Raw genomic sequence first — 25,918 nt, forward strand, 5'->3', positions numbered from 1 at the left:
ACCTTCAACAGGTGGCTTCTTCTCTATCCAAAATAGCCCCAAAACAAAAAAGTAACACTGCTCACAGGCAGTGTTACTTTCCTCCAACCGCTTTATCATCATGTCGCTCATTCGGACTATGTTCATCAACAATCTGTTTTAAGCTAGCAAAGCCAGGAGTAAATTTGCTGTTGGGAATCTTCTTCTTGGAAGAGAGATTTTTCGAGTAAACAGCATTTTCGTTGCCTCTTTTCGAGAAGAACTCAGCCAATTTCATCGTATCCCACTCCTAACTAGCTCTCTTTAAGGTTTTGACCTTATTCACAAACTTGGTAACGAATCCCAATAGTAACATATACGTAGTTAGCCGCTCGAACTCCTGCATATTTTCGGGAGTAAATGTGTCATTCTTGTAAACAGCTACCGCGAATCCGAGCCTGAACTTGCCAAAGTTTTTTACAATCGCAAATTGTTCAATGTCGGTGTTTTGAATACGTCCCTTTACTTGTTTATCGGCAATTCTGCAATCTTCTTGAAGCATTGAAGACAATAAAAGTGTTCGTACCGTGTCGAAATCCTTCAACTCGGTTAAGTAAAACACTTCAAACTGCTTGTCATTATTCGTGGGTACGATCCAATAACAGCATAGCTCGTCCGGTTTCAAGCCGTAAATCGTCTTCACTTCCATTTCAAATGCCTTCATAAATGTGATGGCATTTGCATTGATAATCGCTGTTGATTGCCCGCTGCCATCCAGGCTATAGATCGCATTGGCCAACTCCTTCTCACAATATTTCACTTCCATCTGAAACTCGATGTCGTTCCCTCTGATCTTGCTGCAGATAAACAAGATAATGAGTACCATGCCTACCAAAATGGCGGAATACAGGATAGACAAGCCTAGTACAGAGCCTAATGAAGCTAGTTTGTTTTCCTCATTTGGTGGTGCTAGAAAAAACAGCCATTCGATCGGTTTAAACATCCACGTATGTATGTCTACTATCAAATCTGGCAGCAAACCTTTTAACATTTCAAATACGATCCAGGAGACCAGAATGAACAAGATGCCAAGAACAGAAAAAACAATTTTCACATTGCTCTGCACGAGATTCTTTAGCACCTGTAAACCTCTCCTTCTGGTAAAGTTTTACATTATTCATTATTTTAACGATTCTACTCACTTTCCACAATAGGAAAAAACTACCTACATTTAGGTAGTTTTTTAGGCATTTCTATCGTAATCGTACTAACTTTTTGATTACCTATGTACTGTATCGTCTGTTGTACGATCTTGCTGTTCTCCTCAATCTTCTTCAATGGTTTAAATGATCTCAACAAGTGTGCGTGCCCCCTATCGGTGTTGGAGATGTACTTCTTCACGTAACGCTCCCTTATCTGTCTGCCCAATTTTCACCGCTATCAAACACGAATGCTATCCATCCATCTTGGTAATACCCCATACCTTATGCCGTTTTGATTTTGTTTAGACCCCTCTTATGGGTGCTGCTTTTCCACTTCCGTGCCCGTTTTGTTACAGGCAATGTTGCTGCCATTGGCACAATTCATTTCCACAATCCTTGGCGTTCTCGCCTTCAAATTCAATGACGGTTTTGAGAAAAAAGGGAAGATACCGTATCAGTATATGCTCGTGTTCCTGATTTTGATATTCAAAACGAAGTCAGCTTCATGCCCCGAATAATTAACCATATCAATAGAGCCACCCCTCTGAGGTGGCTCTTCTCCTTACTTCGCTTTTGGCCCTACCTTTTCCACTTTTGTATCGCCCCATTTCAGTTGGAAAAACTGTTGAGTCGAGTCATCAAAATTTTTAAAGCCATTTAAGAAGAGATAGTCACGACTGCCACTCATTTTCAGACTGGAATATCCACTAAAAGGATGGGGCGTTGTTATTTGGCCATCCTCTAAATTCATTCGCTCCAAGGTAATCGCATCGCTCTGATTAGAAAGGTAGTACATAAAGCTTCCAGAAACTATCATATCTTCTGTTCCCAAAAACCCTTGCTTGACCAGCGACGCCTTCGAATCGTTTAATCCAATTTTGAATACATCGACAACGCCATTTTCGTTTACCCATTTTGTATAGTAGATAAAATCGTTGGACACGCCGATTACCTCTAGCTCCTCCTCGCTCATGAGCGTATTTTGCGTTCCATCTCTCTTCATTTTATACAGCTGACCCACGTTATCCGTGGTATAAATAATCCAATCCTGATAGAAATACAGACCTCCTACATAATCAAGCAGTCGCTTTTCATTTCCGCCATTGATATCCATCCTGTAGAGAGCGGCCCAATTAGAAAGAAAGTAAATCGTGTCGTCTATTACATAACTACCGTACACGTTATTTGGATCTTCCACATTCGAATTGAGTAGTGTCATATCTGCGCTTTTCACGATTGTTTTGGAGCTGCCATCCGTCTTGATTTTGATGAGCTCATACATATCTTCATAAGTATCGTTGATATCGTAGGTGTCAAGCTCCAGCTTGTAAAGCGATTCATAAGGCTTATTGCGTATGTAATAAATCCAGTCTCCCACGACAGTAATGTCATCAGCCCAATCGGTGCTCAATTTTTGCAAGGAGCTCCCATCCTGCTTCGTTTTGTACAAACCATTGTCATTGTAATAGATCCAATCTCCTTGCGTTGCTACTGAGCCAGGAGATGCATAGCTACCCAGTGAGCTGCTTTCTGAAGTACTTGTGGTACAACCATAGAGCGTAAACAACAAGAATAGCGTAACGGAAACGATCAGACTCGCAATGCTTTTTCTTTTCACGATACCACCCCCATTTTTTTACAATAAACAAGCACTGACTTATATGTATCAAAGCGCCTTCGCTTTTGTCTATCGCAAAATGGATATCTTTAGTGAATTTTTCAAACAAAAAAAAGAAACACCCGCCTAAGCGATGAGTATTTCCTTTTATCGTATTTAGCCGAGGAGACTCCCAGTTCCAAGTCATGCATAGCTTGACGAAAGTGGGGGATGAATCGGCTTCGGACAAGGGAAGGCTTTAGCCTTCCTAATTGTCCGACTACTTCTTTGATTGACTTACAAGAACGGGTATAATTGACTTGTACAGATTGCTCATTGAAAACTGAACATTTGGGGTTGTGGCAGGAAACGCTCTGCCACGTAAAATGTTCAAGCACATTCGCCCTCTCTGACCGAAAAGCGAAAACCAAGCAGTAGGTCAGAGAGCAGAGTCCAATGTACACGTTTTGTCATAACCGTAGGAACTACGGGGATAGCTTGGTAAACTTCTCTCGGTTGCGAGAGATTACCCAAGAATCCCCCACTTCAAGGCGCTAGCCTAAGTGGTGGGATCGTTCAAAGCATCTATCCTAAAGGGAAATGACACGCGACCTGCCGATCCTGCCCAACCAGGGTGAGCTCTGGAATCTCCTGGCTGCATCTCTCCTGCGCCATTGGGCAACGCGGATGAAAACGACAACCAGACGGCGGATTGGCTGGAGATGGTACATCCCCTTGCAGGACGATCCGCTCTTGCCTCCGATGCGGAGTAGGCTTCGGAATCGCCGATAACAATGCCGCCGTATACGGATGCAGTGGCTGTGCAAACAAGTCATCCGTTCGTGCAATCTCCACCATTTTCCCCAAGTACATCACGCCTACCCGATCAGAAATGTGGCGCACCACATTCAGACCATGCGCGATAAATAGATAGGTCAGCCCCATCTCTTTTTGTAGTTTCATCATCAGGTTCAATACCTGAGACTGTACGGACACATCCAGCGCCGATACAGCTTCATCCGCCACAATAAACCGTGGAGATAGCGCAATGATGGGTTCCTCTTTTCGGCATTTGTCGATCGCATGCGGACAACGCGGGTGAAAACGGCAGCCTGTCGGCAATTGGGTGATGCTCGGTTATGGTTCCTTGGATCGTATAAACCGCTGCGCTCCCCTTCAAATCCGAGAATGGACTGCAGTAAGCCGATCGTGTAAGGATGTCGGGGCTCGTCAAAAATTCGCTCGACCATCCCTTCTTCTACAATCGTTCCTGCATACATGACCGCGATACGATCCTCCATCTCTGCAGCTCCCCCCATGTCATGGGTAATCAGCAAATCGAAATGCCCCATTCCTTTTGCAGTCGTCTGAGCCAATCCAAAATTTGCGCCCGAACCGTAACTAACGTCAATAGCATTTGTTAGCTCGTCTGCTATCAGCATTTCAGGGGTCATATTCAAGCTTCTGTATCGGTTGGAACATGTTATCGATCAGAATCGCGACCTCCCCCCGGTACCCTGCATCAACGTCCCTGGTGCATTACTAACTATTAGCTTCGGTTTCACACTTACACCTGACCTTGGTCTGATGTGCAACTCGTATCCAGGAGGAAGGGCTATTATTAGACCTGTTCGAACTTCAGCGGTTTCTCCTGAACCGATGATGACATCTTCTGTAGCTACAAGTCTCTCGTATACTGAGGAACTACCGCATGGTCATGTATTTTCAATACCTGAACCGTAATTTGTTGAGCTTTATCCATCCCTCCTTCACCCCCGAAATATTTTGTTAATCTCATTACTCGTCTCTCAATAGATTTACATAAAACCCCAAATATGTTAATATATTGTCATGATATTCAGTAAGGAGGTGAAACTATGAAAAAGTTTTTAGCCATTGCTTTAGCAATCGTGATGGTTATGTCAGTCTCTAGTGCTGCGCTTGCATTCAAGGATCCTAGAGGGGGAGGGCATGGTATACCTGGTGGTAATCGCCCCGATCTCCCCGGTGGTGGCGGCGGTGCCAATGACCAATATAATCCCAATTAGTTTGAGTAAGCCTCCACTTGGGGGCTTTCTTAATTTCTCTTTTGTTATGCAGTCGGTACCAGCTCGTGGTTCTAGTCTTGCCGATGGTTTCGAATGTCGTTCATGAGTGTCTCACTGATTCCATGGCTTATACCACGTTTCTCGGTATTCACAAAGTACTTTGTCAGGAAGTAATCTACCTGCTCACGACGACTGTTCCCCGAGTTGAAAATGAATTCAAAGCAGAAGCGATTGCCGTCTTTTTCGAGGATTCCGTCTTTTCCAGATACCCAACCCTCTTCTTTCAACAGTTGCTTTGCTTTTTCTGATCTATATTCATAATGGACTGCCGATCGCCCGGCTCTGCTCATGTGTCTGGTAAAAACGGCGCGTCAATCAATTTTCCGGTACCTTTCACGATATTATCGATAATACCTTGTCGATTCATTTCGTGTGCGATTGCCTGACCGGTTTTTTCTCCTTCGAACATTCCGTAGTTGTTCGGGAAGTTGAGCAGGAGGGGGCGACTAGCACATCCTCTTATAGAAACTCAACCCTTTTTTATCTCAAAAGATAAATGAGAGTGAATTTCCACCTTTCCAAGCTCTATGCCAATGGGAAATGACACGCTACCTGTCGATCCTGCCCAACCTCGATGAGCTCTGGAATCTCCTGGCTGCATCTCTCCTGCGCCATTGGGCAACGGGGATGAAAACGACAACCAGACGGCGGATTGGCTGGAGAGGGTACATCCCCTTGCAAGACGATTCTCTCCTGCCTCCGATGCGGAGTAGGCTTCGGAATCGCCGACAACAATGCCGCCGTATACGGATGCAGTGGTTGTGCAAACAAGTCATCCGTTCGTGCAATCTCCACCATTTTCCCCAAGTACATTACGCCTACCCGATCTGAAATATGGCGCACCACATTCAGACCATGCGCGATAAATAGATAGGTCAGCCCCATCTCTTTTTGCAATTTCATCATCAGGTTCAAAACCTGTGACTGTACGGATACATCCAGCGCAGAAACGGCTTCATCTGCCACAATAAACCGCGGAGAGAGCGCAATCGATCGCGCGATACCGATCCGTTGCCGCTGTCCGCCGGAAAACTCATGCGGATACCGATTCCGCCTCGAAGGATCTAGTCCGACGAGACTCATCAGTTCGACTACCCGCTCATCCATTTCTTTTGCCGACACACGCAGATGAACTCGTAACGGCTCACCAATAATATCGCTTACCAGAAACCGCGGATTCAACGAACCAAACGGGTCCTGGAAAATAATCTGCATATCCCGTCTCAGCTTCAAATTCTCTTGGCTGTTCACCTGATGGATATTGGTTCCGTCAAACAACACTTCTCCGCTCGTCGCCCTCTGCAAATTCAGCACGACACGCCCGAGCGTCGACTTCCCGCAGCCCGATTCTCCTACGAGCCCGAATGTCTCACCTGGCCGAATGCCGAAGGATACATCATCTACCGCTTTTACATGACCGACGACACGGCTCAGCAAGCCAGCCTTAATCGGAAAATACTTTTTGATTTCTTTTGCTTCGATCAAATACTCCCGATTCATTGGCGGTTCACCTCTGCTTTGTTTCCAGCGGCTGAATTTGCGCGCTGATTTCTTATGAATTGATTGTTGACATCTTCATTCAACCAGCAAGCCACTTGTTGTCCCGTAACCACCTCGCGCAAGATGGGTTCCTCTTTTCGGCATTTGTCGATCGCATGCGGACAACGCGGGTGAAAACGGCAGCCTGTCGGCAATTGGGTGATGCTCGGGATTGTGCCTTGGATCGTATACAATTCACCGCCGCGCTCCCCTTCAAATCCGGGAATGGATTGCAGTAAGCCGATCGTGTAAGGATGTCGGGGCTCGTCAAAAATCCGTTCGACTGTCCCCTCCTCCACAATCGTTCCTGCATACATGACTGCGATCCGATCCGCCATCTCTGCGGCTACCCCCATATCGTGGGTAATCAGCAAAATCGACATGCCCAATTCCTTTTGCAGCCGTCTGAGCAAATCCAAAATTTGCGCCTGAACCGTAACATCAAGTGCAGTTGTTGGCTCGTCTGCTATCAGCATCTGCGGATTGCAGGCTAGCGCCATTGCAATGACCACGCGCTGGCACATTCCTCCAGACATTTCGTGCGGGAACTGCCTGACCCGTACTTCTGGAGCCGGGATACCAACCAACCGCAGCATTTCAATCGCTTTTTTAAACGCATCCTGTCGGCTCATATTTTGATGCAGCATCAAGCTCTCTGCAATTTGGTCACCAACGGAAAAAACCGGATTGAGCGCCGACATCGGATCTTGGAAGATCATCGCGATTTTGTTGCCACGAATGTCAATCATTTCGTCCAGGTCTTTTGCCGCGAGGTCCTCTCCATGAAACATGACGTTTCCACTCTGAATAAATCCACCTGCATAATCAATCAGTCGCATGACCGCAAGCGACGTCACACTCTTCCCACTACCGGATTCCCCGACCAGGCACACTGTCTGCCCTTTCCCCACGTTGATGCTCACTCGATCCGTTGCCTTGACAGTTCCATCATCCGTAAAGAAACAAGTGGTCAAATTTTTTATTTCGAGGATGTTGCGTTCCACTTGTTCAACCTCCTTTTCGGATTCTTCTTTTTCTTACGTGGGTCGAATGCATCGCGGATGCCGTCTCCGACGAAGTTGACCGCAAGCACGACGAGCGAAATGCAAAGACCTGGATAAAGCGCTTGCAAAGGATCGACCAGCATGAACTCCTGTGCCTTGCTCAGCATTAATCCCCAGCTAGTTTCAGGCGGTTGGATTCCCAAACCTAAATAAGAGAGACCCGACTCTGATAAAATCGCAGAAGCAACCATCAGCGTTGCGTACACAATGATCGGAGCCATTGCATTGCGAATCAGGTGACGCGTAATAATGCCCCAATGCGAAACGCCGATTGCTCTCGCTGCTTCCACATACTGCATCTCCCGCAGCTGCAAGAACTGCCCGCGCACCAGACGTGCCACACTTGTCCAGCTCGTCAGCGACAGAATCAGGATCATGTAGACAAATTCAGCTCCAAACAGAGCAAGAACGAGAATGTTGAAAAACAGGCTCGGAATCGAGTTCATCACATCTACAAGACGCATGAAGATGGTGTCAATCCATCCGCCAAAATATCCGGAAACTGCACCAATCAGTGTTCCGATAACAACCGCAGCAAAAGCTACGCTAAAACCAACCAGCATCGACACCCGACTGCTGTGAATGAGACGGGAAAGAATATCGCGGCCGAGTTCATCCGTACCAAGCACATACCCTTCTGTTCCAGGCGGCAGGTTCACGATCATAAAATCAACCTTTGCCGGGTCATGCGGTGCAATCCAATCGGCAAATACAGCAACCCCAATAAAAAACAGGAGTACGATCAATCCGCCAACAGCATACGGATTGCGCATAAACTTTTTGCCTGCCGTTGCCCAGAGTCCAGGAGGCTTTTGGCCAACAGGATTCGTCGGTAGCTGTCCACCCGGTCGATTCGTTTCAACCACAGTGTCATCTTGTAGCTGCACTTGACTCATGCTGCCCTGCCTCCTTTTCGTCCAAGCTGTACGCGCGGGTCAACCAGTGCGTATATTAAATCCGCCAGCAAATTACCGACGATGACCATAAATGAAATCAAGAGCGTGATCGACATCAAAACAGAGTACTCACGGGCTACAGCCATCTCCACAAACAGACGGCCCATGCCAGGCCAGTTAAACACACTCTCTGTCAACGCTGCTCCTGCTACGAGAGTCGGCAAATCTAATCCGATGATGGTCACGACAGGAATCAATGCGTTACGCAGCGTATGGCGGAAAATGACCCGTCTTTCTTTCATTCCTTTGGCACGAGCCGTTCGAACATAATCCTGTTCCAATACTTCCAGCATACTCGCGCGCGTATATTTGACATATTGGGCAATGTTCACCAATGTTAACACCGTGACAGGAAGGATCAAGTGCAAAATCAGGTCGCTTATTTGTCCTTCCTTCCCCATCGTCCACATGTCGGATAATGGCAATAGGTTTAGCTGCATCGCAAACAATTGCTGCAGCATAATCCCAAACCAAAAAGTAGGTATAGCAAAGCCCAGATAGGCTACAATCGAGGCGATTTGATCTGACAGACAATACTGACGTGTACTGTTGTAAATTCCCCATGGGATGGCGATCAGCATGGAAAGCCCCCACGCCACAGACATGAGTACAAACGTATTCCAGACGGTCGGCCACAAAATATCGCCAACCGGAATGTTATTTTTAAAGGTATGTCCCAAATCACCTTGGAGCAAATTACCAATCCAACGTATGTATTGGACATGGACAGGCTGATCCAACCCCAAATTTTTCATTTGAACGAGTTGTGCTTCCTGAGATAGTCCGGGAGAGAGCATTACTTTGAGAGGGCCCCCCGGCGCTGCATGCATCAGTCCAAATGACACCACTGTAATCAAAAACAAGACTAGAATGGATTGCAGTACGCGACGTACCAAATATTCAGCCAATCAGCATCCTCCTTTCATTTGAAAAAAGGGAAGGGAAATAATTATTCCCTTCCCTTGATCGTTTTGTTACCGCTACATGCGAATCCTATTTTTTCTCTTCTACGATCCACCAGTTCAGGAAGCCATGGAGTTCGCCATAAGGAATCATGGACGATGGTTTGTCAGCATCTTTAAATTTGACGCGTTTGTTCATGCCTTTCGGCGTTCCGTACTGGTACATGAATACGTAAGGCAAGTTTGTCGAGATTTCTTTTCCTACTTCTTTATAGATTGCTGCCCGCTCTTCTTGTACTACAGTAGATACACCCTTTGCCCACAGCGCATCCAGCTTGGGATTGTCATACCAACCTGCGTTATTGCCAGGTGGGAATGCCTTCTTCGTGAAAGTCGTTGTGCCATCCGGATCTGGATCAGATAATTGCCAACCTAGTAACATAGCCTGGAATTTTCCAGGATTCGCATACTGGTCAACGAGAGCCGAGAAATCTAAAGCTTTTGGTTTCGCTTCAATACCAACCTCTTTCAGGTTTTGCTGGATCACGACCGCTGCCTGTTCACGACGACTGTTCCCCGAGTTGAAAATGAATTCGAAGGAGAAGCGATTGCCGTCTTTGGTGAGAATTCCATCTGTGCCAGGTACCCAACCGTCTTCTTTCAACAGTTGTTTTGCTTTTTCTGCGCTATATTCGTAATGAACGGCCGCATCACCCGGATCTGCCCATGTACCTGGCAGGAATGGTGCGTTCATCAATTTACCCGTTCCTTTCAAGACATTGTCGATGATCCCTTGACGGTTGATGGCATGAGAAATGGCCTGACGAGTTTTTTGGCCCTCAAACAGACCGTAGTTGTTCGGGAAGTTTTTCTTGTCAAAGTTGAAAGCAAGGTACTCATAAGAAGGACCTGGTTCTGTCGAGACGCTAATATGTTCCTTCGCTTTTACCGCTTCCATCTGAGGGATAGGAATAGAATTAACCAGATCGACATCGCCCTTGATCAGAGCCTGTACTTCCGTATTTTGGTCCGCATAAATCTTGTAGATTACCTTTTGAATATGTGGCTTCTTTTCGCCCCAGTAATCAGGATTAGCATCCAGGACGTGGTACTCCTTCTGTTTCCACTCCGTCCATTTGAATGGACCGGAAGTCGGTGTCTTAGCCGGGTCTTTTCCATATGGATGTGCTTGTAAATCTTTTGCTGGAACATCTTTTAGCACGTGATACGGTACCAGTTGGCGAATGAGCGCGAAAGCAAATGGCGCATGCAATTTTTTCATATGGATTTCTACCGTGTAGTCATCCAGCTTTTTAACTTCCTTGACTTGCTCAAACTGGGAAATTAACGGTGAAGCCGCTTCAGGATTTATAATTGTATTAATCGTAAAAACCAAATCGTCTGCAGTGATTGGCTTACCATCAGACCATTTCGCTGTATTTTTCATCTTTACTGTATAAGTTAATCCATCTTCACTCACTTTCGGTAATTCAGCAGCTATTGACCAAGGGTATACCGTCATGGCAAAGGTTTTATCCAAGTTGTACAGATAAGCCTGCGTATACTCCATGACTTCACCGGATGTCGTGTCTGTCTGGAATAATGGATTGATGGTTACGATGTCAGAAGGTGAAGAATGCGTAAATGTCCCTCCATCTACTGGCTTCTCATCGTCCGTACTGGTCGCCTGCGGAGCAACCTGTTCCACCGGTTTCTGTGTTGGTGCTGGTGTTGCAGTCCCTGGTGAAGCGGTGTTGCTGCTCGAACAACCGACTAACAGCGCGCCGGTTAACGAAAGCAGTGCCAACGGCTTCAACCAACCTTTCCCTTTTTTCAAAGCATATCCCCCTCTTTCTCATGATTTCTAAACCTTTTTCCAGAAAGTACTATCTGTGCAAAGGTTTGTCTTTAATTCTAAATAAAATTTTCTATTTTGAGAATATTTTTTTAATAAAGAAAAATAAGTAAAATATAAAGACCTATAATAATCATGTGTGAAAGGCTCATTAATAGGAAAAGTAGACCAAAAAGCTGATAGGTAAGGTAAAAGAAAGGGAGGCAGACAAAAACAAACAGTCATCACGGTAGAAGCGATTGTGACAACTGTTTGTTTTTGGTAAATCTATTTCATTCAATAAAATTTTATTTATCAATAGAATATTGTTAATCTCCGCCATTTCGACAGTGCTTATCCAATGGTAAACGAATACCCTCCGACTCCTAACGCTATTGCAAACAAAATACCGAAGAACCACTTTGTAAATTTCCAACTGAAATACGTACCTTCCCACCAGACACTGACGAAAATGACAGTCCCCACAATAAGAGTACTGATAAATCCAATGAGCGCATTCTCCATATTTCTCACCTTTATTAAATGACGTCGTCACCCTGCAAACATCTAGGTGAACCAAAAATATGGTATCAACAGTCTTTTGCGAACAATACCAACTAAAGTTATGTCTTTTTGTCATGCTCCTTACACAAAGAAAAAACCCCACCGAATAAGGCGGGGTAACTATTTTTGTGGTTTCATAGGGGTTTCTGGCAATCCGATTTCATTCTCTCTTAACCTGACCATTGCTTGTGTCCGGTTTCGCACCTGGAGCTTGCTAAAAATTTGATGAACATGCCCTTTCACCGTCCCCAGCGTTAGATGCAGCTTGTCCGCAATTTCCGAGTTGGATAACCCTTCACTGATCAGTGCCAGCACTTCCGACTCTCTTTCCGTCAATTTGTCCAGTGCAGGGGATACGCGAATTTGAATATCTAGCGTGGGAAATTCTTTCTCGACAATTTTCAGTAGCATAGAGAGATAGGCGAGCTCTTGCTTGGAAACATTTTTGCTTTTATAGAGTGAATATAGCATTTTGGCAACGCCAGGGCCTTCATCCAGAAATACGCGTACGTACCCTTCTGGCGCGGCTAACGTCACCGCCTTGCGTATGCTCTCCATTGCTTCATGCTGCTTGTTTTGGAGCAGGTATGCTTGGCTGAGTAGAAGCTCGGTTTCAATCCTGCTTCCGAGTCGATCCTTCATTTCCGTTTCGTGCTTTAAGCTGGTCAGCAGCATGATTGCCGCACTGTCGTTTTTTAAGTAGAGGTAAGCCCGGGCCAGCGTCATTCGTTCAAACTCATGTCTGGAAGCGACCATATCTACGTTCATCTTACTGTAGGTTTCCGCCCATTTCACTACTTCTTCCCGTCGATTTTCTTCGATCCAAAGTCTGGCGTAAAATGTTTCTACAAAAGACATCCAATGCAAAGGAGCATCATGCTCACGGCATAGTGCGGTGATTTCCTCCATGGCCAGCCACATCTCGTGGCTACGTTTCTCTGCTTTTCGCCATCGGGCCAAAGTCAAATACACAGGGACCAATACTCCGAAGTTCAACGATATCGTTCCCAGCTGGATTGCTCGTGGTACGAAATACTTCAACTGCTCAAAATCGTTCTGCTCATAATAAAGCTCGGCCATCACGATCGAGCCATAAGCCAATATACCAAGGCCACTATGCTTCCAGATCGCTCTTAGTTTGGGATAGTATTCATTCACGCTGGACAAATATCCATTCATGGCCACACGACTGCGAAGCACGTAAGGCTCATCCGAATTCAGCTCAATGCCAACGATAAAATAGCGGCTGAATTTGGGCTTCATTTGAACAGATTCTTCCATGTATTTGAGAGAAAGGTCAACATTTCTCCGTAAGACCTCGATATAACCTCGAAGCACACAAATTTCCACCCGGCAATCGTCGAAGCTTCCATGCTGAAGCAGCGTACCCTCCTCAGCCAATCGAAGGAGTATTTCCGCCTGATCAATTTCGTCCGACACGGCATGCAGCCAGGCAAATGCAAGGCATAGCTCGGGTTGGCCCTCCAGCCAGGTCTTCTCGAAATATTTCATCCATCTGCGCAGTGTACTATTCTCGTACTGTTTCAGCATCCACGGCGCATTCGCCACGATCAAACGGCTCGCTCGGTTCCAATCTTGTCCGAGAAGCGCATGCTCGATCGCCTCCATCATCCATCCGTGGCTTTCAAACCAACCGCTCGCCGAGATATGCAGGGTCGGCAGCAGTTCATTATGCTTTTTCCTTACGTGTGTATGGAGGATGTCTGCGAACAAATGGTGGTAGCGATACCATTCATGTACGCCGTCCAGCGCGATGACAAACGAATTCGATCTCTCCAGCGTACGGAGGATATCGTGAGCATCAGAGTCTCCAGTAACAGCTGCGCATAGCTCCCCTGTCAGACGCGGCAATATGGACGTTTTCAACAAAAACATCTGAACCGATTCTGGCAGCCGTTTCAATACTTCCTCTGACAAATAGTCCTCCACATATTTGTCGTTACCGGAAAAATGCTGAATGACCCTGGACGCTTCGGCCTTCCCCTGTAGAGACAAGGCTGCTAATTGCAGACCGGCAACCCATCCCTCCGTTCGTTTACTAAGCAAGCCTATATCATGGTCAGTTAGAGTTAGGCCCAATTGCTCATGAAATAAACGGCGGCACTCCTCCTCATTAAACCGAAGGGTGTCAGAGCCCAGCTGCTTCAACTGTTTCCGGACCCGCAGACGATGGAGGGCAAAAGGCGGTTCCTCCCGCGTAATGAGGACGACATGCATAAAGAAAGAAGCATGCTGAATCAATGTCTGCAATCCTTCGTGAATGGAAGGTTCCTTGATAAGATGGTAATCGTCCAATACGAGATAAAAATCGCTCTCCATATCCGCAATGTCTTCGAGTAACACGGACATCAGCTTCTCGGCAGAAGCTGTGTACTGTGGATGAAGTAACGTTGAAGACGTCTTGCCCAAGCCTTTCTGTACCATATCGATTGCCTTGGCAAAATATCGCCAAAAGCGAACAGGATCATTATCCGATTCATCCAAGGAAATCCATCCGGTTGGTTTACCGGAGCTTTGTGCCCACTGGCTGACTGCTGTCGTTTTTCCGAATCCGGCTGGCGCGCATACGAGGATCAATCTGGCAGCTTTCGCCTCATCGATTTCTTTCCATATTTGCTGTCGAAACAACAAGTCCGAACCGTACTTAGGAATATGAAACTTGGTAGCAATAAGCTGACTGTACGTTAATGATTCCATGCGCATCTCCCTGACTAGAAGAAATAACATTGCAAAAGGAAAGTGTCATTGTATGAAGGAAAACGTTGAAAGTAGCCTTGTCATGGATGATGTGAAACGCTGAGTGGCTGGCTAACGGGGAATAGTTTGGCTCATATAAAGATAGGAAATATTGCTCAGCTTAAAGATACAGCAAAGTGACGCTAGCGTGCATAATTTTTTTATGAACGTTGTATTCAAACAAAAAACCCGACCGTTGTAAGAGTCGGGTTTCCCTAGGTGGTTGCAACTTACCCCAAGACATTACGAATGACGATTCCACACAGTAACCCCATGAACATGGAGGTTAATGTACCCAGAATAAAATATTCGGCCCATTCTCTGTCATCTAATTGCTTTAACCGCGCAAAGGACTTAGCCGTAACAATAAATCCGATTGCAGGATATGCACCGTAAATGGTAAGAAATACAACCAATAATCTTTCGATGTAACCGATGATGGTTCCCCTGGAACTCTGCGCTTGCTTAATAATGGTATACGAAAACTCCTCTGAAATATCCAGGTGCTTAGAAAATTCTTCCATTTTCAATTCGTCGACTTTTGCTTTAAATAAATATTTCCCTTCCAGATTCGTGTGATGATTGGGCATGACTCCAATCAAAATCCTGATCATATGTCCACTAACCGTGGTGACGATGATGAACATCATGACCATAAACAAGACACTTTCTACTGGGGACAATACTGTTTGCTCCCCTTTTACTATTTGCAATACCTTTAAAATTTCAACGATAACCTGCATAGAATTGATTTGAAAAAACAGCTGACAAGCCACTAGCAAGATAGCGATATGAAGGAGCTGATCAATCATGAAAATGACTAATTTATACAAGCCTTCTACATTAGCCTTTACTTTCGGTACGAGCATTCCTTCTAGTCTTATTTTTACGCTGTCAATGAGGTAATGAAGGAGGGCAATGAGACATGATGGGAGGATGATTTGGAATAGTACCCCACTCCATGAATAAGAAGGAGTCGATGAAAACAGAAAAGTAACGGTGAATGTCAGGAGCATGATGACAAGATGATGAATGGTATGCTTGCGTAAGTTTTTTTGCTTATGCACGACCATCTCATCCGTCTGCAAATAAAAATCGGCAATGAAATGTGCTACGATCAGCCCTAATACTAACATTCATTCCAGCCCTCTTCTTTCATTAAGAATGGACGTGATACGTGATTTTAGATCGGAAGTAATCGATTGCGTAAGGTCTTTACCGGTCATATCCATATGAGAACGGTGATGAACCAGCTTTTGAATAAGAGATAGACTCCCTAGAATTTTCTCATAACTCTTTTGGATCATTTCACTTTTCCCATTTCGGTATTGATTCGATATGGTAGAGCCTGATTTATTTAGCAGCTTTGCGATATGCGTTTGTTTTTGGTAAATCAGGTATAAAAAGAAGATCAGCTTCTGTTGTTCTGTTTGCTCATTGATGACTTGCGCCTGAAATTCATTCATGAGATTAATGAGGGCAATGATCTCTTCCAAATATTCTTGGTACTCCTCCTGGTATGGATGATAGAAAGTCGTTTTCTCTATCTGAAACAAAAAAGGCAATCTGTTGCTTTCCTTCTTTAACCGATCATTAGCGACTCTGGCTTGTTTAATCAATGGATGATTCCATGTTTCAAGATCAATAGAAGAAATCTCTCTATCTATGTTACCAAATGTTATCCCAAAGTACGGAGTGTTTTTCTTATATTTCCAGCTCAAATGAATAAAAAAGGCAATCGTATAAGCGGTGGAGTAATGATCACTTATGAAAATGATCTCATCACCCAGTCGATGCTTTACTTTGACGGACACAACGTTGTTCGTCCAAGCATGAATTCGTTGCACAGTTTCACTTAAATAACGAGTTAACTCATCCGGATTTCCAAGCTCACTTGATCTACTGACATCCATAATAAAAATGGAGACTGGATTCAACACACAAGCCCCTCCTATCCAACTCGCAATCGAATTCGATGTTATGATCTAATTATAACCGAATTCGATGTTTTTATCTCATTCTGATAAAATTCGATGTTTTTATCGAAGTTCCAATTTCCATTTTGGAATTGACAATACAATTTTTAAAATGGTTAAATGTAATATGTTTACATTTTTTCAGGAGGTGTACAAAATTGGAGCAACAACCACCATTACAACCGGCATCCACTGAGTTTTCTCCCCTTCCCCAACAAGACCCAGTCCCCCCACCGGAGCCAAGAAGCATCGGGGATTTATCGAAATCATACGACCGGGCAACGATTTTTTTTACGAGATGGGGAGCCCATATTCTTGATTATCTTCTTCTCATTTGCTTCACATTTGGGTTATTCTTATTTATCGATCTGGCCGATAAAGACTATGTTCTTTTTTTCGTTATTGTTTTCGTCATTACGATCCCTTCTTATTATGTGGTGCTGGAAGGACTCACAGGATATACGATCGGCAAATTCACATGTCGCATCATAGCCGTTAACGCGGAAGGACGACCGCCAGGACTGTGGAAATCATTCATTCGTTCACTCATTCGTCTATTCGAAACGAATCCATTCCTTATAGGCGGGTTGCCAGCAGGTATTAGTGTGCTAGCTTCAGACAAGAGACAGCGGTTAGGTGATATGGCAGCAAATACGTATGTCGTGAAAGTGAAAGATCTGAATAACGTTAGCAAAAAACAAACAAAGGTTCTTGCTATCATCTTCTCCCTTACGGCACTTTTTCTCGTTATTTCTGCGATTTTTGGAGTGATACGTATCGCAGCACACACGCCTACCGAGGAAATCTTCTATAGCAAGGATAAAAAGCTTCAAATCGCTGCGCCTTCCGATTGGGGCAAGGATTCATCCCTTCACGACGAGGCTGGCTTGGCAATCTCTAATCGATACAAGGAAAAGTATTTACTCGTACTATCAGATTCCAAACAGGAATTAGACAGTTCCTTCACGCTTCAGGATTACACTGATTCCATTGCAGCAAACATTCTAGTAGCAGCGGAGGATGTATCGGTTGATAAACCGAATCTTACCGTAGTAGACAACCAGGTTGCTGTTCAATTCAATGCCAAAGGCGAGATAGACGGCATCAAAGTTGCCTATATAGTAACATTGGTTGAGACACCTACGCATTTTCACCAAATCATGGCTTGGACAGAAGAGAGAAGATTTGACTCCCTCAAGCAAGAGCTCCAGAAGGTCAGCTCGAGTTTTCGTGAGGTTAAGTAACAAAGAAGCCACCCTCATCCGGTGGCTTCTCTTTCTTTCTAAAAGTAGGGACTCTATTCCTATTTATAGACAGGACAAAAAGAGGATTGAAAAAAATGGTTTATATGTATAATTGAAGGGTAGTGCTTCTTTACATATAATGTTAAAGTAGTAGGAGTAACCATTTTTTCTATCCATTCTATTCCGATTAGTTCTAATTTTCTAGTATTAGGTCAGAATTCCACCAGGTCTTCTGCCTCCACCACGATGGGTAGCGCTCTTAATCCTTAAGAGTTACTATTAATATTTTTTGAGAGGTGCATGTTTCATGTTCATGGGGAAAGGGACAGTCCGCGAGCTCGGCAATCAAATCGACAAGGTACTTGCAGATATTAAAGATATCCAGGCAGAAATCGACCGCGATTCTGACAAAATTGACAACGAATTAAATTCTTGCTCGCGTGAGTTAATCAATGCGCAAACAACACTGGGTGAAATTCAGCCGCTGATCGAAAGTCTCGTTGCTCAGGTTGGTCAAAATGCACCAGATCACATCAAGGTGCTTGTTGGTACAATCGCTGATGGTATCACCGGTAAAGTGAAAAACACCTTGAACAACCTTGCAGAAGTTCAAAAGAACGTGAAGGATGTTGACAAGCTTACCGACGCTATTGATGGACATACGGATGCAATTGCACGCAAAGTGAAAGAAATTGATGAGATCACTGACAAAGTACAAAAGTAGGTGATAAAATGTCGTACGTAAATAATTCGAATGGTTGGGGTAACCAGCACACGAATCACGTGGCAAATAAGGTTGACCATATCGCAGACAAAATTGCCTTTGCAGTGGATATGGTAGCCAATGCCGCGATTAACCTGGACGGCGCTCAACAAGAGCTGATGACTTTGGCAAATGCACCATACCCACCACAATCCACTCAATTAACCTCGTTAGCAAACCGTATTGCAGCGAACAAGCGCCAAATTGATGATGGATTGGCCAAAATCAAAGAGATGGCTCGCACCATCGATCAAGAAACCAATCAAATCCAGACCCCACATCAAAGAGGTTGGTAATAGACGGAGGTTCTACTTTTGTAGAGCCTCTTTTATTTTTGCGGCGCAGCATGGGTGATGAACTGCTCAATCACCTGATTGAATTTCTCGTCATGCTCCCAAAACATCATATGTCCACCAAGCACTTCTATGGCAGATTGAGGTGCATGCTTTTCAACAAATCCCTTTGCTTTATCCGCCCAATGCTCAGCCACAATGGTCAGGGTCGGGACAGCTGCACTTCCACGCTTGGCTTCCTCCCGGTAATCAGAGAACATCCCGGACGCAAACAAATTGGCCGCGATGTAGTGTGGTGTTTTCAACGATTGCTCCACGATCCACTGTAACTCTTGCTCCGCAAGCTCTCTCTGCACCATCACTTCCGTCGCATATCCGGTAATAAACTCCCGCTGCTTTTCCGAATCTCTCAAAAAAGTGCAATAGGCTGCCGCAATCTCATCCAGTGGTCCCTCTACCCAGTCTTGTTCATGATTGTTGGATAATGGCTTTGCTGACAGGTCGATGAAGACCAGTGACTTCAGATTTTGCGTTCCGTACTGCCTGATATATTCCCACATCGTAAGGCATCCAAATGACCAGCCAATCAAGGTAACGTTGTGCAAATCCAATGCTTCCAGCACTTTTGCCAAATCTGATCCATGCGTCGCATAATCATTTCCATGCAGAGAAATGGACGATCTGCCATGACTTCGCGGGTCGATGACAATGACGCGATTCGTTTTCTGAAAATGTTCTACTTGCTTATGAAACACTTCCGTCGTAAACGTCCAGCCCGGAATAAAAACGATCGGCTCGCCACTTCCGATGTCCTGAACAAATAGTTCAACACCCGGTTCCAGCTTGATGTACTTAGCGCCTTGAAGCATCATTTTGCAGCCCTCCTCTTTCTGAATAGTTAGTCTTTCTGCGCGCGTAGCTATCTTACCTGCAACAAAAAACACACCTTATCAGGTGTGCTGTAAAAAGCAGGCGTAGACCCTTCAGGTGGCGATCCCCCTACGGGTTATGAATCTGCCAGTTTCCCCACGGAGGCTCTGCACCCAGCAAATGCCTGACAAAATACTCCCATTTTCTGCGAATAAAATACGGGTCCAAGGAAAAACCGTGATGCCGATTAGGTAAAAGCAGCATGTCAAAATCTTTATCCGCTTTAATCAGTGCATCCGCCATCCGAATCGTTTGGGAGGGATGCACATTTTCATCCATATCTCCACTCACCAGTAAGAGCTTTCCGGCCAGATTGGGTGCCAGACTCGCATTATCTTGAGCTCTGTACAATTCCGGGTCATATATCCCTTGATACCTTTCTCCCCAAGCTGAGATATACAGCCGTTGATCATGGTTGCCGCACGCTGAAACCGCAACCTTGTAAAACTCAGGAAAAGAGAGAATTGCCCTTGTCGAGGCGTAGCCACCCCCTGACGAGCCCCAGATTCCTACCCGCTCCACATCCACATACGGGTAGCGCTCAGCCAATTGCTTTACGGCTGTCACATGGTCAAGCAAGCCTCCTGCTTCCTCCAACTTTCCATTTGAGATGTCATGGAACGATTTGGATCGATACGGCGTCCCCATTCCATCTACGATCAATACGATAAACCCTAACTGCGCCAATGATTGTCCACCGCCAAGCGGATCATGCGACCGACTCGGATCAAGCGCGAACGCCTTAGGCGTGTTGATGATCTGCGGTCCCCCGTAAATGAAATCCACAACCGGATACTTGCGAGAAGGATCAAACGGGAATGGACGCAGCAGCACCCCATAAAGATCGGTCACGCCGTCCCGCGCTTTGACGGTAATTCTTTCTGGAAGCTGGTACCCCATCTCGAGCAACAATTCCACATCAGCCCGCTCCAACTCGCGAATCAGGCTGCCATCTACCGAGCGGAGTACAGAAACAGGCGGCAAATCAACTCTCGAAAACGTGTCGACGAAAAACTTCATAGTGGGAGAAAACACAACATCATGCTCTGCATCTTCAGGCGTCAGCAACGAGAGACCGGTTCCATCCAGGCGAACACGATACAGGTGTTGATAATAAGGATCGCGCCCCTCCTCAAGCCCCCCTCCGGTGATATACACCCATCCCTGCTGCTCGTCCACTGCCATCAGCCTACGTACCGTCCAGGAACCCGCTGTGATCGGATTGCGAATCTCCCCCGTAATCCCATCGCAATGGTAGAGGTGGCTCCACCCATCGCGCTCTGAATGCCAGATGAACGATCCATCGGCCAATAACCGAATATTAGGATTAGATGCCCCGAGATTATGCAGGTCTTGGTGCAAAAACGTATCGCTTTGTTCCCGTAGTAGCGTGCAAACCTCACCAGAACAAGGATCGACTACGGAAAAATCGACAGAGCGGGCATCACGGGACATTCGGGCGACATATACCTGTTTACTGTCGGATGACCATCCGGCCATTTGCATCCCCGGTGTAAGAGGTGAGACTGGACTTGCCATTAACGGCTCGCCTGCCATCCGGACTGTGGTTTGTCTCTCAAGATCACAGATGACCAGCTCTGCCAACGGAACGTGTTGATCGCCAACCAGTGGATAACGGTACGAGTGGAGCACTGGTCTGATTGCTTCTCCGTTAGAAACCGATTGGATCAGATGCATGGCGCGCACCTTTCTTTGGTCAAGCTGATGGGTCAACAGCATCTTGGAATCGGGTGACCAAATGGCCACTGGAGGAAGCTTGATGTTTTCCAAGCGCTCCGCAACAGTCGAGAGTCGACATTCGGGTTGGGTTCCGTAATCATAGTAAGCCTTACCGTCGCGGGTCAGCTTGATACGCTTTCCGTTTTCGAGGGACCGAACATACAGGTTGTGTTTGTATACGAATGCCACCCATTTTCCATCTGGAGACGGCAGTTCATCCATCGACGGCTTAGAAACATGATCGATGGGCTTGCAGCTGTATTCCTGTAAATCACAGCTCCAAACAGTACCTCCCACCTCAAACTGGAATGCCGATCCATTCTCGGTAAACACAAGTTCTCCAAGCGGCAATGTTTCAGCACTGTACTTTTTACCTGAAAATTCCGATAAATGGATAGCTAATCGTGCGTGATCGAATGCTGGCTGACTCGTATTCTGTTCAGCATCCACGATCACATATTGCCTGCCCGTACCCTTTTCCAGACGGATTTCACGGATGTACCAGAACCGATTCCCCCCAATCCAGCGTGGCCTGACAAAAGCGTTGAGTACTGCCTCGTAATAATTGGAAGGATGCAAGCGTTTTGCCTTCTCATACTGCTCCTGTGTGACAACATTTTTCATTTGAACCCCTCTCTTTCATATTTTTCCTTTTTTATCCATTTATATCATGCATATGTAATTGTGAGGACAATATATCTGAATTTCACGTTTTTATGATGAAAGAGGCGATCACTCGCCTCTTCGCTCTTAGCACGGATTACACCACATCCGCTATGACTGTTTGGTTTCTTCCCGATCTCTTCGCCTTATACAAAGCTTCGTCAGCCATATGCATCAACTCTTCAGCCGAATCGGAATGGGAAGGATAGTGCGCTATGCCCTGTGACACTGTCAGAGGCTGCCCGATTGGATTTGTACTTGTTTCCAGCGTATGGCGAATTCGTTCTGCCACTTGATAGGCCTCATCAGCACGCGCATGTGATACAAGGACAACAAATTCCTCTCCTCCGACGCGACAGCTTACATCATCGGGTCGAAGTGAGGAAGAAATAATTTTCGCAAAATGCTTCAGCACTTCGTCTCCAGACTGATGACCATACGTATCGTTAATGGATTTAAATCGATCAAGGTCCATCATGATAATAGAAAAAGAGGTTTGCTCCTCTATCCATTGATGCATGGTCTCCTCAAGTGTTCTTCGATTTGTTAGTCCTGTCAAAGGATCTGTCCTGGCGTCATGAGCTAATTGATCTGTCTGTTTTTTGATATTGGTATATGCATAGCGAAGGGCACGAGTTAACAGCTCAGCCTCTCGATTCCAATGCTGTTTTCCTTCAGATAGTTCAACCTCTTCTCTCCCAACTTTGCTCACAAGGTCGGCCAGAGATACGAAAGGTCTTGCTACCTTGTGCGCGAGCCCGATCACGACTAGCATTAATAATAAAAATGGCGGTAGCATGTACAACAAAGCGGATTGAATATCACGATCTAATTGTTCATAAACAACACTGATTGGTGACACGACAGCGACACCCCAGTCATTCTCTGGAACCTTCACGTAAGCCGCTAATACCATCTGTCCCCTCAAGTTGACGATTTGTTCATAGCCACTTTTCCCTTGAATCAACTTGCGTACGGCTGGATTCACACTGATATCCTCTCCGATCCGACTTGTATCACGGTGGAACAACAAATGACCGTTCGATCCTACAATGTAGAAAGATGAGCCTAGCTCGTCTGTTGGATTACTTCCAAAGATCGAATGTAAAATGTTATCTTCTTGAAGATAAATCGTTCCTCCGATAAACCCCCGGTATATTCCGTCTTTATCGAAAATGGGCTCGCTAATAAGTAAACTGAGACGTTTCGAATTTGCCTTCGTATATGGTACAGAGATATAGGGCTTTTTTAATGCCAAGGCCGTTTTCGCCGCTTCCGTTGTCATAAATGTTCCTGTTGTACCAATTGATTCGGGAGACACACTTCGAACAAGCCCGGTTTCATCCACCACCGTAACCGAATTAAAATAGTTGTTTGTACGACGTATCAGTTCCAGCTTCGCATATATTTCTTCCCCATTCATCACGTGCATATTGGAAAAGATGCTCGCCGAATACTGTAAGCTACTCCGCATGGATTTTATCAAAGAGTCTATGGTGTGACTCATGTTTATTGCACTTGTGTGATTTAAGGTCAAAGTCGTGTTAATCAGTGCCTGTTTTTTGGATTGATAGAAGGAGATAAGTAGAATGGTGACAGTCAGAACAACAGATAAGGAGACTAGTCCTGTTAAAATTGTCACCAGGCTAATCTTTTTCGAGTGGTTTTCTTTTATTTGTAAGATAGGCATCGGATGCCCCCTTGCTTGTATTCAGGATGTAGCTATTTGCTTAATTCGGCAGCAATATTGGCAAAGTTCTATCATCAATGGTGCAATGAATATTGAACAGTCTAACACTCGGTCATATTCCTTTCAAGTACACAAAGAAGTTCAAGCAACTGTCTGTTGGCTTCGCGGGTATAAAATAAACCACCCATATCAGGTGGCTTCATTGTTTACGACTTTTTGCTCATTTGATGATAATACTCCGCTATTTTCTTTTGAAATGTTTCAAAAATTGCTATCGTCATTTTTTTCATCATAGATTACTCCTGACAGTTGTATTGGTCCATATGTTCTTTCTTTGTACGATTGTGAACTACTATGAGCCTTTCTCTATTCCGTTCAAAAAACCAATAGAAACTAGTTACAGATACAACCAGGCATATGAAGGACAGAATAAAGCTGTACACATAACCCCAATAATTTCCGAAATCTGCTACCAAATTCATACTGAGTGGACTGACCAAACCGATGCCAATCGTATTCGACATTAATCCAACGCTGCTAACCAAGCCTTTTCTCGATTTATCGATGATGTCCATAATGACTTTGGATTGAATCGGAAGGGTCGAGTAGTACATCGTTCGGAAAAAGAGGAAGCATAGGGCTGCTACCCATAAATTCGTGGTAAAGCTTAACAAAATCAAGGTCGGTAAACCAATCATTTGATAAATGACGAGTAATTTTACTTCACCGAGCTTACGGGATATGATAGGAGTGAGAAACATCATGAAGACAGTTCCTAACGTAGCAATGGACATGACCACACTTATCATCGTTGTTCCGAGCTCAAAACGGCCGACCAAAAACAAATTCACAAACGGCATGATTAAGCCAACACCCATCCCCTCCATAAACCGCGTCATCCCGTAAAGACTGACAGGTATATACACTCTCCTCTTCTCAACCTCAGAATGCTCAGGGGATATCAGCTTCGATTCCATGGATGACGTATTCGTTTTTACCAAAAGTAATGGAATCACACTCAGTAAGACAAATGACGCAGCAAACAATACGGTGATACGCATGCTCGCTATTCCCGAAAAGGACAAAAATTGTTGAAAGGAATCTGTTACGAGCCCCGCCAACAACGTACCAGCAAATAACGCAAACGTCCCCGAACCATAAGCAATACTAAATAAACGCATTCTGTCTTCCCTATCCGAATACTCTGTCAAAACAGGCACAAACATCGCCATCGTACACGCCTGACCAAGCCCTGTCACGATGGACCAGAAATACAAAAAATCCGATGATTCTGCTAAGCTCCCACCACCATAACCACTTGCCAGGAAAAAAATCCCCATGATGAGCGTCTTTCTAGGTCCAATCCTGTCGGAAAGAATGCCACCTAGAAGAGAGAATCCTGCATAGGACAGGTAGCCAAGTCCAACAATCTGTCCAATTTCATACTCGGGTACAAATTCATTTAAATAAAGATTGTACAAGACCAGGTAAACGCTTTGACCTAAGCAGAAAATAAGGTTCCATAATAAGATGAGCTTTACCGTCCGTTTATACGTGCTAATACTCGGAAACCATGGATTCATCGATTGTCTCCCTTCGTTCATTACCTTCATCATAAAGGGAGCCAAAACTGTACGACAATTAGACACTTATTTGTAACTACCCACCGATCATTGGCACTGGGAGGAACCTGTCTATGAAAAAAAAGAGATACTACTGCCCTGTCGAGGTCACCGTTGATTCCATCGGGGGAAAATGGAAAGCCCGTATTTTATGGCACCTCAGCCACAGAACATGCCGGTATGGTGAACTGAAACGGTTAATACCTGAAATAACAGGAAAAATGCTGTCGCAGGCCCTCCGCGAGCTTGAATCAGATGGATTGATCAGCCGTACGGAGTATAGCGAAAAAGTCATTACGGTGGAGTATGATCTAACGGATTATGGGAAAAGTCTTACCCCGATTTTGCAGGTGATGAGCCAGTGGGGACGAAATCATTTGCGGCAGTTGTATGAGAAAGAGCAGGAGGAGGGGCGCAGTGAGTCGAGTTAGGTGGAGACAATCGAGTAGGAGGGGGTGACTAACCCCCGTCCTCTCACACCACCGTACGTACCGTTCGGTATACGGCGGTTCATCT

At 45.2% G+C, this 25,918-nt stretch carries 23 protein-coding genes and 1 pseudogene; 5 read left to right on the forward strand and 19 right to left on the reverse strand.

Translation table 11 applies throughout. The annotated features are described in order from the left end of the window. Positions 1–73 precede the first annotated feature (73 nt). The 5 genes and pseudogenes from AB1L17_RS11260 to AB1L17_RS11280 all read right to left on the reverse strand — a co-directional run. A complete protein-coding gene (locus AB1L17_RS11260; RefSeq protein WP_412844773.1) occupies positions 74–256 on the reverse strand; it encodes a hypothetical protein in 183 nt (60 codons plus the stop codon). A 12-nt stretch (positions 257–268) separates the two neighbouring features. Then, positions 269–1,099 carry a hypothetical protein gene (locus tag AB1L17_RS11265; RefSeq protein ID WP_412844772.1) on the reverse strand — a complete coding sequence of 277 codons (831 nt, stop codon included), beginning with the start codon at positions 1,097–1,099 and terminating at the stop codon, positions 269–271. 623 nt (positions 1,100–1,722) lie between these two features. Further along, positions 1,723–2,778, reverse strand: a complete 1,056-nt coding sequence (locus AB1L17_RS11270) for a DUF5050 domain-containing protein (protein WP_412844771.1) — start codon at positions 2,776–2,778, stop codon at positions 1,723–1,725. A 564-nt stretch (positions 2,779–3,342) separates the two neighbouring features. Further along, entirely contained in the window at positions 3,343–3,879 is a 537-nt protein-coding gene (locus AB1L17_RS11275; RefSeq protein ID WP_412844770.1) for an oligopeptide/dipeptide ABC transporter ATP-binding protein, read from the reverse strand. Between the two features lie 74 nt (positions 3,880–3,953). Beyond that, positions 3,954–4,211 (reverse strand): annotated as a pseudogene (locus AB1L17_RS11280) (peptide ABC transporter ATP-binding protein); the annotation flags it as partial. Positions 4,212–4,634: 423 nt separating this feature from the next. Here AB1L17_RS11280 and AB1L17_RS11285 point away from each other — a divergent pair. Further along, complete coding sequence (locus tag AB1L17_RS11285) at positions 4,635–4,805, forward strand: hypothetical protein (RefSeq protein ID WP_412844769.1); 171 nt, start codon at positions 4,635–4,637, stop codon at positions 4,803–4,805. Positions 4,806–4,876: 71 nt separating this feature from the next. Here AB1L17_RS11285 and AB1L17_RS11290 read toward each other — a convergent pair whose 3' ends face one another. The 10 genes from AB1L17_RS11290 to AB1L17_RS11335 form a co-directional block, all read right to left on the reverse strand. Beyond that, positions 4,877–5,092 (reverse strand): hypothetical protein, encoded by a 216-nt coding sequence (locus tag AB1L17_RS11290; RefSeq protein ID WP_412844768.1) that lies wholly within the window; start codon positions 5,090–5,092, stop codon positions 4,877–4,879. A 298-nt stretch (positions 5,093–5,390) separates the two neighbouring features. Next, complete coding sequence (locus AB1L17_RS11295) at positions 5,391–6,365, reverse strand: ABC transporter ATP-binding protein (protein WP_412844767.1); 975 nt, start codon at positions 6,363–6,365, stop codon at positions 5,391–5,393. Next, a complete protein-coding gene (locus AB1L17_RS11300) occupies positions 6,362–7,408 on the reverse strand; it encodes an ABC transporter ATP-binding protein (protein WP_412844766.1) in 1,047 nt (348 codons plus the stop codon). Before AB1L17_RS11300 ends, AB1L17_RS11295 begins: the two co-directional genes overlap by 4 nt. Then, positions 7,384–8,364, reverse strand: a complete 981-nt coding sequence (locus AB1L17_RS11305; RefSeq protein WP_412844765.1) for an ABC transporter permease — start codon at positions 8,362–8,364, stop codon at positions 7,384–7,386. The genes AB1L17_RS11300 and AB1L17_RS11305 overlap by 25 nt, the downstream gene beginning before the upstream one ends. Next, complete coding sequence (locus AB1L17_RS11310; RefSeq protein WP_412844764.1) at positions 8,361–9,332, reverse strand: ABC transporter permease; 972 nt, start codon at positions 9,330–9,332, stop codon at positions 8,361–8,363. The genes AB1L17_RS11305 and AB1L17_RS11310 overlap by 4 nt, the downstream gene beginning before the upstream one ends. A gap of 85 nt (positions 9,333–9,417) precedes the next feature. Further along, on the reverse strand, positions 9,418–11,163 hold the full coding sequence (locus tag AB1L17_RS11315) for a peptide-binding protein (protein WP_412844763.1): 1,746 nt from the start codon (positions 11,161–11,163) through the stop codon (positions 9,418–9,420). Positions 11,164–11,514: 351 nt separating this feature from the next. Continuing rightward, positions 11,515–11,685 (reverse strand): hypothetical protein, encoded by a 171-nt coding sequence (locus AB1L17_RS11320; protein WP_412844762.1) that lies wholly within the window; start codon positions 11,683–11,685, stop codon positions 11,515–11,517. 159 nt (positions 11,686–11,844) lie between these two features. Further along, positions 11,845–14,442: a winged helix-turn-helix domain-containing protein gene (locus tag AB1L17_RS11325; protein ID WP_412844761.1), complete on the reverse strand. Its 2,598-nt coding sequence runs from the start codon at positions 14,440–14,442 to the stop codon at positions 11,845–11,847. A gap of 269 nt (positions 14,443–14,711) precedes the next feature. Beyond that, positions 14,712–15,617 (reverse strand): DUF3307 domain-containing protein, encoded by a 906-nt coding sequence (locus AB1L17_RS11330; RefSeq protein ID WP_412844760.1) that lies wholly within the window; start codon positions 15,615–15,617, stop codon positions 14,712–14,714. Further along, positions 15,618–16,421 (reverse strand): hypothetical protein, encoded by an 804-nt coding sequence (locus AB1L17_RS11335; protein ID WP_412844759.1) that lies wholly within the window; start codon positions 16,419–16,421, stop codon positions 15,618–15,620. It abuts the gene before it with no gap. 194 nt (positions 16,422–16,615) lie between these two features. Between AB1L17_RS11335 and AB1L17_RS11340 the strand changes: the two genes are divergently transcribed. From AB1L17_RS11340 to AB1L17_RS11350, 3 genes are all read left to right on the forward strand, one after another. Further along, complete coding sequence (locus tag AB1L17_RS11340; RefSeq protein WP_412844758.1) at positions 16,616–17,701, forward strand: RDD family protein; 1,086 nt, start codon at positions 16,616–16,618, stop codon at positions 17,699–17,701. A gap of 307 nt (positions 17,702–18,008) precedes the next feature. Next, on the forward strand, positions 18,009–18,425 hold the full coding sequence (locus AB1L17_RS11345) for a hypothetical protein (protein WP_412844757.1): 417 nt from the start codon (positions 18,009–18,011) through the stop codon (positions 18,423–18,425). 8 nt (positions 18,426–18,433) lie between these two features. Then, positions 18,434–18,760 carry a hypothetical protein gene (locus AB1L17_RS11350; protein ID WP_412844756.1) on the forward strand — a complete coding sequence of 109 codons (327 nt, stop codon included), beginning with the start codon at positions 18,434–18,436 and terminating at the stop codon, positions 18,758–18,760. 32 nt (positions 18,761–18,792) lie between these two features. On the opposite strand, the gene AB1L17_RS11355 is transcribed toward AB1L17_RS11350, so the two are convergent. The 4 genes from AB1L17_RS11355 to AB1L17_RS11370 all read right to left on the reverse strand — a co-directional run bounded on the left by AB1L17_RS11355 (position 18,793) and on the right by AB1L17_RS11370 (position 25,363). After that, a complete protein-coding gene (locus AB1L17_RS11355; protein ID WP_412844755.1) occupies positions 18,793–19,629 on the reverse strand; it encodes an alpha/beta fold hydrolase in 837 nt (278 codons plus the stop codon). 127 nt (positions 19,630–19,756) lie between these two features. Further along, positions 19,757–22,051 carry a S9 family peptidase gene (locus AB1L17_RS11360; protein ID WP_412844754.1) on the reverse strand — a complete coding sequence of 765 codons (2,295 nt, stop codon included), beginning with the start codon at positions 22,049–22,051 and terminating at the stop codon, positions 19,757–19,759. Positions 22,052–22,187: 136 nt separating this feature from the next. Beyond that, entirely contained in the window at positions 22,188–23,780 is a 1,593-nt protein-coding gene (locus tag AB1L17_RS11365) for a sensor domain-containing diguanylate cyclase (RefSeq protein ID WP_412844753.1), read from the reverse strand. Positions 23,781–24,076: 296 nt separating this feature from the next. Then, the gene (locus AB1L17_RS11370) at positions 24,077–25,363 is read right to left on the reverse strand and encodes an MFS transporter (protein ID WP_412844752.1); all 1,287 of its coding nucleotides are present in this window, start codon (positions 25,361–25,363) and stop codon (positions 24,077–24,079) included. A 113-nt stretch (positions 25,364–25,476) separates the two neighbouring features. On the opposite strand from AB1L17_RS11370, the gene AB1L17_RS11375 reads away from it, so the two are divergent. After that, positions 25,477–25,833 (forward strand): winged helix-turn-helix transcriptional regulator, encoded by a 357-nt coding sequence (locus tag AB1L17_RS11375; protein ID WP_412844751.1) that lies wholly within the window; start codon positions 25,477–25,479, stop codon positions 25,831–25,833. Positions 25,834–25,918: the final 85 nt, after the last annotated feature.

Origin of the sequence: Brevibacillus jepli (genome assembly GCF_047229145.1) — a bacterium.
In the GTDB taxonomy this organism is placed as follows: domain Bacteria; phylum Bacillota; class Bacilli; order Brevibacillales; family Brevibacillaceae; genus Brevibacillus.

Excerpts from the sequence above, each read along its gene's own strand:
- AB1L17_RS11260 (WP_412844773.1), bottom strand. The coding sequence starts at position 256 with ATGAAATTGGCTGAGTTCTTCTCGAAAAGAGGCAACGAAAATGCTGTT.
- AB1L17_RS11285 (WP_412844769.1), top strand. The coding sequence starts at position 4,635 with ATGAAAAAGTTTTTAGCCATTGCTTTAGCAATCGTGATGGTTATGTCA.
- AB1L17_RS11295 (WP_412844767.1), bottom strand. The coding sequence starts at position 6,365 with ATGAATCGGGAGTATTTGATCGAAGCAAAAGAAATCAAAAAGTATTTT.
- AB1L17_RS11305 (WP_412844765.1), bottom strand. The coding sequence starts at position 8,364 with ATGAGTCAAGTGCAGCTACAAGATGACACTGTGGTTGAAACGAATCGA.
- AB1L17_RS11320 (WP_412844762.1), bottom strand. The coding sequence starts at position 11,685 with ATGGAGAATGCGCTCATTGGATTTATCAGTACTCTTATTGTGGGGACT.
- AB1L17_RS11325 (WP_412844761.1), bottom strand. The coding sequence starts at position 14,442 with ATGGAATCATTAACGTACAGTCAGCTTATTGCTACCAAGTTTCATATT.
- AB1L17_RS11330 (WP_412844760.1), bottom strand. The coding sequence starts at position 15,617 with ATGTTAGTATTAGGGCTGATCGTAGCACATTTCATTGCCGATTTTTAT.
- AB1L17_RS11345 (WP_412844757.1), top strand. The coding sequence starts at position 18,009 with ATGTTCATGGGGAAAGGGACAGTCCGCGAGCTCGGCAATCAAATCGAC.
- AB1L17_RS11350 (WP_412844756.1), top strand. The coding sequence starts at position 18,434 with ATGTCGTACGTAAATAATTCGAATGGTTGGGGTAACCAGCACACGAAT.
- AB1L17_RS11355 (WP_412844755.1), bottom strand. The coding sequence starts at position 19,629 with ATGATGCTTCAAGGCGCTAAGTACATCAAGCTGGAACCGGGTGTTGAA.
- AB1L17_RS11360 (WP_412844754.1), bottom strand. The coding sequence starts at position 22,051 with ATGAAAAATGTTGTCACACAGGAGCAGTATGAGAAGGCAAAACGCTTG.
- AB1L17_RS11365 (WP_412844753.1), bottom strand. The coding sequence starts at position 23,780 with ATGCCTATCTTACAAATAAAAGAAAACCACTCGAAAAAGATTAGCCTG.
- AB1L17_RS11370 (WP_412844752.1), bottom strand. The coding sequence starts at position 25,363 with ATGAATCCATGGTTTCCGAGTATTAGCACGTATAAACGGACGGTAAAG.
- AB1L17_RS11375 (WP_412844751.1), top strand. The coding sequence starts at position 25,477 with ATGAAAAAAAAGAGATACTACTGCCCTGTCGAGGTCACCGTTGATTCC.